The organism is Bradyrhizobium sp. 141, from assembly GCF_023074055.1.
Lineage (GTDB): Bacteria > Pseudomonadota > Alphaproteobacteria > Rhizobiales > Xanthobacteraceae > Bradyrhizobium.
In genome coordinates, this window is sequence record NZ_JADPKR010000061.1 from 1 (window position 1) to 1684 (window position 1684).

The 1684-nt window shown below is 63.9% G+C and carries 1 protein-coding gene; it reads right to left on the minus strand.

Translation table 11 applies throughout. The features are described from left to right. Positions 1-13 precede the first annotated feature (13 nt). Positions 14-1492: an IS66 family transposase gene (locus IVA81_RS17505; RefSeq protein WP_247320238.1), complete on the minus strand. Its 1479-nt coding sequence runs from the start codon at positions 1490-1492 to the stop codon at positions 14-16. Positions 1493-1684: the final 192 nt, after the last annotated feature.

The following is a 1684-nucleotide window of genomic DNA, read 5'->3' on the forward strand; positions in this document are numbered from 1 at the left end:
GTAAGCGTCGTTCTCAGGCCACGGCTTTGAGGGATTGCGCGCGATAGGCCCAGGGAAGCAGCTGATCGATTTCGCTGTTTGGGTGACCGTTGACGATCCTGGTGAGCGCGTCAGTCAGGAAGGCAAGGGGATCGACGTCGTTCAGCTTACAAGTTTCTACCAGGGATGCGATGATGGCCCAGTGCTCGGCGCCGCCGTCGGAGCCAGCGAACAGTGCATTTTTCCGGTTGAGTGCGATCGGACGGATCGAGCGCTCGACGGCGTTGTTGTCGAGCTCGATACGGCCATCATCGATGAAGCGCGTCAGGCCCTCCCAGCGTGAGAGCGCATAGCGGATTGCGTCTGCCAATTTGCCCTTTTGACTGATCAGCGCAAGCTTGGCGCGGAGCCACCGTTCGAACGCTTCCGCCAGCGGTCGGCTTTTCTGTTGCCGAACGAGACGGCGCCCCTCGGCGCTGCGGCCACGGATGTCCTTCTCGACGGCATAGAGCTCGGCGATTTGCTTGAGCGCCTCGCTCGCAATGGGCGCCGGACCGGGTGTGGCAAGCTCGTAGAAGTTACGCCGCATGTGCGACCAGCAGAATGCAAGCCGAACATCGCCACGCTCGGCGAGCTTGCCATAGCCGGCATAGCCGTCGACCTGCAGAATCCCCTTGAAGCCTGCCAGATGAGCGATCGGTCGATCGGCTTTGCGATCGGGGGCATAGACATAGGCGACGCCGGGCGGATCTGCGCCGCCCCACGGCCGGTCGTCCGCAGCATAGGTCCAGAGCTGACCGGTCTTGGTGCGCCCACGGCCGGGATCGAGCACCGGCATCGCCGTCTCGTCGGCGAACAGCTTTGGCCGTTGCTTAAGCTTGCCTAGGAGGCGCTCATGCAACGGACGCAGATGGAAGGCTGCCTGCCCCACCCAGTCCGCCAACGTTGAACGATCGAGCTCAATGCGCTGGCGCGCATAGATCTGCGCTTGCCGATAGAGCGGCAGGTGATCGGCATATTTTGACACCAGAACCTGTGCGACGGTTGCTTCCGTTGGCAGTCCGCCCTCGATCAGCCGAGCCGGAGCTGGCGCCTGCATGACGCCATCCTCGCAAACCCGGCAGGCGTATTTGGGCCGCCGGGTCACGAGGATCCGGAACTGCGCCGGGACCAGGTCCAGCCGCTCGCTTCTATCCTCGCCGATCCGATGTAACTCGCCTTGGCAGCAGGGACAGGTCCTGTCCTCGATGTCGACGATGACCTCGATCCGCGGCAGGTGCGCCGGCAAGGCGCCACGGTTGCCCCGGCGCTTGCGAGCTCGCGCATCACGGCCTTCAGGTGCACTGATGTCCTGTGCCGTCTCGCCGTACGCTGCGACTTGCTCGACGTCTTCCAGGCCCAGCAGCATCTGGTCTTCAGGCAGCGTCTCTGCCCGTCGGCCAAACCGATGCCGCTGCAATTCCTTGATGATCTGACGCAGCCGCTCGCTCTCGCACCGCTCGGCGAGCAGCATCGCTTTCAGCGTCTCCGGATCGTCAGGCAGGACGTCGCTCACAGCCAAATCAGAGCATATTCGCCGCCATCTGGCGACGCATCCGACGGTCCTGATTCACTTCGCCGCAGCGCTGCCAACAACTACCCGGGCTGCGCTGGCGCCGGCGTCCCCCGTGCCTCGTGCACAAGCCGCCAGTCGAGTCCTTCCAGC

What these genes read in the sequence shown, in the direction of transcription:
- IVA81_RS17505 (WP_247320238.1), bottom strand. Translation starts at nt 1,492, where the DNA reads ATGCTGCTCGCCGAGCGGTGCGAGAGCGAGCGGCTGCGTCAGATCATC.